General features: G+C 43.1%; 7 protein-coding genes and 1 pseudogene. 1 reads left to right on the top strand and 7 read right to left on the bottom strand.

Annotation, left to right across the window (positions count from 1 at the left end; genetic code table 11):
- Positions 1 to 150: 150 nt before the first annotated feature.
- The 7 genes from AB6D80_RS23775 to AB6D80_RS23745 are packed head-to-tail and all read right to left on the bottom strand — an operon-like array spanning position 151 to position 6,004.
- Positions 151 to 996, bottom strand: coding sequence for a DMT family transporter (locus AB6D80_RS23775; RefSeq protein ID WP_016800130.1), 846 nt, complete (start codon positions 994 to 996; stop codon positions 151 to 153).
- An 11-nt stretch (positions 997 to 1,007) separates the two neighbouring features.
- Entirely contained in the window at positions 1,008 to 2,282 is a 1,275-nt protein-coding gene (locus tag AB6D80_RS23770) for an opine metallophore biosynthesis dehydrogenase (RefSeq protein WP_017100974.1), read from the bottom strand.
- Entirely contained in the window at positions 2,279 to 3,058 is a 780-nt protein-coding gene (locus AB6D80_RS23765; RefSeq protein ID WP_016800128.1) for a hypothetical protein, read from the bottom strand. Before AB6D80_RS23765 ends, AB6D80_RS23770 begins: the two co-directional genes overlap by 4 nt.
- Before the next feature lie 8 nt (positions 3,059 to 3,066).
- On the bottom strand, positions 3,067 to 3,834 hold the full coding sequence (locus AB6D80_RS23760) for an ABC transporter ATP-binding protein (RefSeq protein WP_017103898.1): 768 nt from the start codon (positions 3,832 to 3,834) through the stop codon (positions 3,067 to 3,069).
- The gene (locus tag AB6D80_RS23755; RefSeq protein ID WP_016800126.1) at positions 3,834 to 4,898 is read right to left on the bottom strand and encodes an iron ABC transporter permease; all 1,065 of its coding nucleotides are present in this window, start codon (positions 4,896 to 4,898) and stop codon (positions 3,834 to 3,836) included. The genes AB6D80_RS23760 and AB6D80_RS23755 overlap by 1 nt, the downstream gene beginning before the upstream one ends.
- The gene (locus AB6D80_RS23750) at positions 4,891 to 5,172 is read right to left on the bottom strand and encodes a hypothetical protein (RefSeq protein ID WP_372189805.1); all 282 of its coding nucleotides are present in this window, start codon (positions 5,170 to 5,172) and stop codon (positions 4,891 to 4,893) included. The genes AB6D80_RS23755 and AB6D80_RS23750 overlap by 8 nt, the downstream gene beginning before the upstream one ends.
- Positions 5,147 to 6,004 carry an ABC transporter substrate-binding protein gene (locus tag AB6D80_RS23745; RefSeq protein ID WP_372189803.1) on the bottom strand — a complete coding sequence of 286 codons (858 nt, stop codon included), beginning with the start codon at positions 6,002 to 6,004 and terminating at the stop codon, positions 5,147 to 5,149. Before AB6D80_RS23745 ends, AB6D80_RS23750 begins: the two co-directional genes overlap by 26 nt.
- Positions 6,005 to 6,197: 193 nt before the next feature.
- Between AB6D80_RS23745 and AB6D80_RS23740 the strand changes: the two are divergent.
- Positions 6,198 to 6,581 (top strand): annotated as a pseudogene (locus AB6D80_RS23740) (transposase); the annotation flags it as partial.

Raw genomic sequence — 6,581 nt, 5'->3', positions numbered from 1 at the left:
TTGAACAAGCTTACTGGGTTAGGTATGCCTGAAACTTGTCGTATTGACTAAAAAGTATGCGAAACGGGGTGCATCTATCTCTAAATTTAATTACGCAACAAAGCCTTCCCTACTCTCTTTGATTAGTTTGTTTTCTAGGTGGTACTCAGATCATTGAATAATATTTTTTTTCTTTAGCGAGAGGGAAATAGATGTTGTTATTATTATAAGAACGCCACATGTGCTCATCCAACTAGGGATTTCATACCAAAAAATAACCCCCCAAAGTATATTGAAGACCAAGCCGATATAGCGGGTGACTGCAACTACAGCGGCGTTTTCATGACTGAATGCCTTTGTTAGGAAAATTTGCCCAATGAGCGAAACAAGACCAATGGCAATTAGATAAATCCACGCAATTCCCTGTGGAACCACAAACTCATCCCTCATCAAGTAACCGGATACCAACATCGAAGTGAAAAGAAAATAAAACACAATCTCGTAAATATGGTGCCTCTTACTCAGGTGGCGAATAGTGATAGAGGCAGCCGCCGCAAAAAAAGCACTCGCCACCCCTGAGAGGGCATACAAATTAAATGTGTCGAAGCTAAATGGATTTACAATTAAGGTAACTCCAACCAAAGTGAGCGGAAAAAGGAATGCTACTTTTTTAGGGGCTTTTTCTCCCAAAATTAGGTTGGAAAGTAATATAACGAAGAACGGGGACAGGTAAGCCAAAATCACGGCGTCCGCTAGCGGCATGTGGGTAATCGCGTACACAAAAGCGAGCAGATAAAACGCCCCAAACAGGCCACGAAGCAAAAGCATTGGTATGCCCGTGGTAGAAAACCTGATACTCGCTTTCCACATTAAACCTAAAATCAGAACGGTTCCTATTGCGCTTCGGAAGAAGACAATTTCAGAGCTTGGAATCGTCAAACTGGCCGCTTTAATAAGTGCGTTCATGACACTAAAAATGAACGCAGAAAATATAGTTAACGCTACACCGTTGTTCATGATGGGTTTCTTTAAAGGTCGTATGATAGACGCACCCAACCAAGGTATTGGTGCGCTTGAGTGCGGGACTCTTCAATCAAATGGTGAGGGAGTTGAGAGCTACTTAACCAAGATTCGAATATACCTAGCACACGGTTAACGCTCGGTAATGCAATCCCATGCGCTCTGCCTAAGACTTGAAGCCAGTAAAGATTCTGTATATCTTCTTTAGGTATTCGAGGTAAAGACAACTTGCCTTTTTCCACCTTACCTTTGGCATAGGGCACGGCAGAGAAGTTGAAGTAGCACCCATTTTCATCCGGCTTAGAAAAAGGATCGATCAGAATCGCGCTGTATCGTACGTAAACCAAATATTCCTGCGCTATTGGAGTGAGCGACATAAACTGCTCAATTTGACGACGACGAATGGTTTCTGGATGCACAGGGTAGTTGTCATCATTGAGAAATTGTAACAAGTTAAATGGTGTTCCGTTAAAGTGAAGTATCAATCTTGATATATCGCGCCATAGCTCAACCAAAATGTGGATGGTTTCGGTTGTGATCGGTCCCTCAGGGAAAAGTTTGTACATGTACTTAACTTCTCTCGTCTCACTTAAGATATGATTGAGCGAGAAAGGGGTCATAAAAAATGCGGGATGAACGAAAGAGGTAATGTTTCGTCCTTCTACGCTAAACCCATTTTCCAACTCGACAACTTCAACACCGATATCCGCTAAAGTTTGAGTCAGTAGCTCTAGGACAGGGCATTTTTCTTTACTTGAGTAAGCATAAATACGTTTTTTAACCGCTTTGGTAAGGACACGAACGCCAGCTTGTTCCGTTATAAATTTAGTGGCCGCAAAGTAATTGGAAAATATCAGTACGTTGGGGGTTAAATTCAGTTCTGAAAACAAGCCTTTTACAATCCGGTGCCCACCAAATAAGGATGAAATGAGGACTACTATTTTTGTGGAACTCAAACACGATTTAGGTAAAGCCAATAGAACCGCTGAATAAGCATGAGATGGGGTGCCCAGAACCAACGTATCCCATTGTCCGCTTACATCGCGTAAATCTTCAAAAACCGCATCAAATATCACCTGCCCAGCCATTCGCTTCAAAGAGGATTTGGCAGCGAAAATATGCGCAATACGTTCGTTGTGTAAGCTTTCGAACATCGGCTGCCAGCGCTCTGATGAGCGGTTTACTAACCCAAGTTGCTCGCACTGGTTTCTGATGATTTTTGCTGTCTGAAATGCGGCTGGCCCTGTGCCAACGATTAACACTTTTCCTAATGAAAGAGTCATTTTGCGCGCTCCATCAAGACGGTGTCATATATCGCTGCATCGTTATGGATCTGTTGTGTTTCCCACCCATCCATTAGGTTTGGGTTGAAAGGGTAATTGAAGGCGGACTTTAAACCATTACCGAATCGAACTAATACTCGGTGAGAGTGGTTAAGATGAGGTCTAAGCTGTCTGAGTTGTTCCCATTTATGTTCCACTAAAGAGGCTACTACAACATGAGTTGGCCGGAAAGAGGCAAACTCAGTGATTAGATCTTTGCAGCTAAAAGTGGTTGACAAGTTGAGTTGGTTGGCCATTTTCACTGCCTGCTCATCAAGATCTATACCGTGCACGAGAGCGCCTGTGCTCTGAGATATAGTGAAAGCAGAAACCGGATAGGACCCTGAGCCAATAAACAGGACTCGAGAGTTGCTTTCAATTCCTGCTTTTTTTAGTTCAATTTTTGTGTTTTCAGAAAGTTGGTATAAATATTCGCTGATGTCGATTTGATGCTCTCTGGCACACTGAGACTGATGTTTTTCCAATAAACACAGAGCTTTTACAGCAGTTTCACGAAGCTGCTTGATTAAACGATCGTACTCAGGGGTCATATCAAAATCATCGCTAATGGTTTTAAAATTTTCTTGCAAAATCCAAGCGCAAAACTCATCAATTTTTTCTTGCAAAAGGACAAAACATTCACAATTTTCAAGGCTGTAATGAGTCAGGGTTTGAATTTGAGATTCAAACGTGGATAGAGAAACTAATAAGTGATATTGCCTTTTATTCATTGCCATAAGAATGCCTAATCTGTTTTAAGGGCTCGAACTGGGGTGACGTGGGTATGTCCATGAACGCAACAACCTACGTCCACATGAATCTGATAGATTTTCCCCAGCCTTTCAGAATCGAGCACGTCTTCTGGTTTACCGCAATATTGAACTTCACCATCATTCATTAAGAGAAGATGGTCGCAGTATCGAGCAGCGAGAGAGAGGTCGTGTAGGACCGCAATTGTGATGATATTTTTGGCTCGGGTATATTGACGAACAAGGTCTAAAATTTGGACTTGATGCTTGAGATCTAAGGCGCTTGTTGGTTCATCTAAGAGCAATACCTTGGGCTCAGCAACAAGAGATTGCGCCAGTGAAACCAGCTGTTGCTGACCACCGCTTAGTTGAGAAAACTGTCTAAGGGCGAGATTTCTCAAACCTAGATAATCAAGGATGGCGTCTGCTTTTTGTTCTTGTTCAAATGTGATGTTCCAGCTCAGTTGATGAACCAAGCCCAGTAAGACAAACTCAATAACCGTTAATTGACAGGGAGATTTGTTGAGTTGACATAGGTACGAGAAGGATTGTAGCGGTAATCTCAGCCCGTCCTCCCCACTTGAATTAATCTTCCCATCAGAAGGAATGATGCCCATGATAGCTTTGAGCAATGTCGTTTTTCCTGCGCCATTGGGCCCTAAAATGGCGGTAAATTTGCCACCCAAAAAGTGGGCATCTACCTTCTTTAAAACGAGTTTTCTTCCAATTGGAACGGCAAGATTTTCTATTGAAAGCGACGTCATTAGATAAACCTCCTGCTTATCAGAAAATAAAGAAGGATCGGCACACCGACTAAGGAGGTGACGATACCAATTGGTATGATAGTGCCTGGGACAATCAACTTAGCAACAAGAGACGAGGTACATAAAAGCAACGCTCCCATTAATGCCGCCAAAGGTAAGTAGAAACGCTGATCTTCGCCTATTAGCATTCTTGCTAGGTGAGGAGCAACCAAACCAATGAAACCAATGGTTCCGACAAACGACACTGCTCCTGCAGTTAATAAGGAACACAGTAAAAACATCTGTAGTCTTAACTTGCTGGTCTTTATTCCCAAGGCGAGTGCACGCTCTTCGCCTAAAGTGAGGGCGGTGAGTGCCCATACCTTAGATAACGCAAAGACCAAACCGAACAGGAAAACGGCTCCTGAAACAAAGAAGGACAACCAACTCGCCTTCAGTAGACTGCCAAATAACCAAAAAACAATTTGCTGCAGCACTTCTGGTGATGCCAAATATTGAATTAATGACTGTAAAGCCTGGAAAAAGAAGAGAACGACAATACCTGCCAAAATCAGGATTTTTGCGTCCATATGTCGGCTGCGACCAATTATATAGATCGCCATACTCGCTAATCCAGATGTCAAGAAAGCGGCAAACGGCACGCCTAACCAATGCAAACCAAATACTGAAAAACCGGTTAAAAAAGCTATGGCTGCACCAAATCCAGCAGCAGCAGAGATACCAAGGGTATACGGACTGGCAAGTGGGTTGGCTAAGAGGGTTTGCATTAGACCGCCAGCGAGGCCGAGTGAGGCGCCAACCATAAGACAGGTGAGAGTGATGGGTAACCGAAGTTGCCAGACAATAAGTGTTGATAAGCTGTCACCAGAGGGACCACCTAGGAGGGCTTCAACAACTTGTTCAATGCCTAGCCACGATGAGCCAGTACCAAGATCGAATAAAGCGGAAAAACTCGTTGCCAGAAAAGCGCCTAGCAAAATCTTAATTCTTTGCTTCTGCATTCTTTGATAAATAGCGCCGCTGGAATGATTCAGGTCAGACGATGCTTTCATGCTTTCATTCATGAGTTACGCCCACCTGAATCATGAAAGTGCCTTTGAGCGCTTGCGGCATGTAGTTCCTAAAAAATTCTTGGTGCAATTTCTTAGGTTCAATATCTTTAAATGCTTCTGGGTAAATAGACTTTGCTAGATACAACAAGAAAACGTGGTCGTAAATAGTACGTGTTCCTGAGTGGTATATACCGTAGACGTCACCATTTTTAACTGCCGTCAGTTGATTCCAGCCAGCACGATTTAGGTAGGGGCGGTATCTAGTTTGCGCTTCTGTTGAAACCAAGCAGGGCGCTGTCGTTATGTTTAACCCAGTGAGCACCGGATATAAAGATCACTTCTGGATCTTGACTCAAGATATATTCAGGCGTTAGGTGGGCAGAACCTTCAAACATCCCATGGGCAAGGTTATCGGCCCCCGCCATTGTCAAAAGGTTGCCCCACATTGTCGTCGAGTAAGATTTACCGTATTCATTTGGTCCACCTGTACCTGCTTCCACATACACACGGCGTGCCGTGTGGTTTTCCAGATGCCTCGTAACACGTTGTTTAACCATGTTTACTGTGTTTTCGTATTCCGTTGCAATCGATGAAGCGCGTCCTTCTGTCCCCATTACTCTGCCTATAACACGTGTGCTAATGACGTGTTTTTCAAGCGTTTGAGCATTGAAGTCTACAACGACAACTCTGATACCATTCTTTTCAAGTATTTCAACTTTTTCACCAAGGGATTGATATTGCCACGCCGCAAGAAGTGCAACATCAGGTTTAGTTAACAAGAGTTTTTCGAAATCAAAAGTACCTGTATAAAGAGAACCTGAATCAATAATCGTTTCTAACTCAGGAATGATTTTTTTATAGGTGGTCCATTGAGATTGACGGTAATCTTTCCAAGAGTGTCTTGGGAAAATAGCCACTTTTTTGTAAGCATCTGGTCCAGCGATCGCTAGGTAATCCTCAAAATAAAAACCTAGGAAAATTTTTTCTGCCGGCTTTTCTAAAGAGATGTTTCTACCGAGCACGTCTTTGAACTGAAGAGCTGTAGAAGCAGAGGCCATGTCACCCAAAGCCAAAGTTGCCAAAAAAAGTGCTTTTACTTTTAAAAGGTGTCCTTTCATTCCCTCGACCTCAAATAGAACATTAATTGTTATAATGTAACAATGGTTCTAGGGTTGAAAAGATATATATTTATTATTTATATCTATTAAATATAAATAATAAAGCTAGGTGGATTTGTTGTTGCGTAATTCAATGGAACTAAATCAAGAACCTACGATATGATCAGCTACGTCCACCCTCTCTCGTAGCTCTATGTCTAAACCTCGTTACAAAACAACCAACAGGAAGCAATACAACCAATCGCTCATTAACCGTGGCTCTCTGACTTTTTGGATTGATGAAGAGGCAATAAGCGGTTGGGCGCAAAGCAAACAGAATAAGCGCGGTAGGCCACGTCGATTCAGTGATTTAGCTATCACGACAGCACTCATGAAAAGTCAAAAAACACGAGACGGATGGCAAGCGTAGAGTCTGGCGATGGCGCGTACGACACGAGAGTGTGCCACGCTGCTATTAAGATTAAGCGAGCCGTTGCGCTTATTCCCCCAAGAGAAGGAGCAGCCTTCTGGGAGCGTGGTCACCCTCGAAATCTCGCCGTGGGTTGCCAGAAGTTATACGGCTCAAATAAGTATTGGA

Source organism: Vibrio sp. 10N.247.310.17 (genome assembly GCF_041466605.1).
GTDB lineage: Bacteria > Pseudomonadota > Gammaproteobacteria > Enterobacterales > Vibrionaceae > Vibrio > Vibrio tasmaniensis_A.
The sequence above is the reverse complement of the archived record's forward strand: the minus strand, read 5'-3'. Positions and strand labels throughout refer to the sequence as shown.

Bases quoted from the DNA above. Each gene is read 5' to 3' on its own strand.
- AB6D80_RS23775 (WP_016800130.1), bottom strand. From the start codon at position 996: ATGAACAACGGTGTAGCGTTAACTATATTTTCTGCGTTCATTTTTAGT.
- AB6D80_RS23770 (WP_017100974.1), bottom strand. From the start codon at position 2,282: ATGACTCTTTCATTAGGAAAAGTGTTAATCGTTGGCACAGGGCCAGCC.
- AB6D80_RS23765 (WP_016800128.1), bottom strand. From the start codon at position 3,058: ATGGCAATGAATAAAAGGCAATATCACTTATTAGTTTCTCTATCCACG.
- AB6D80_RS23760 (WP_017103898.1), bottom strand. From the start codon at position 3,834: ATGACGTCGCTTTCAATAGAAAATCTTGCCGTTCCAATTGGAAGAAAA.
- AB6D80_RS23755 (WP_016800126.1), bottom strand. From the start codon at position 4,898: ATGAATGAAAGCATGAAAGCATCGTCTGACCTGAATCATTCCAGCGGC.
- AB6D80_RS23745 (WP_372189803.1), bottom strand. From the start codon at position 6,004: ATGAAAGGACACCTTTTAAAAGTAAAAGCACTTTTTTTGGCAACTTTG.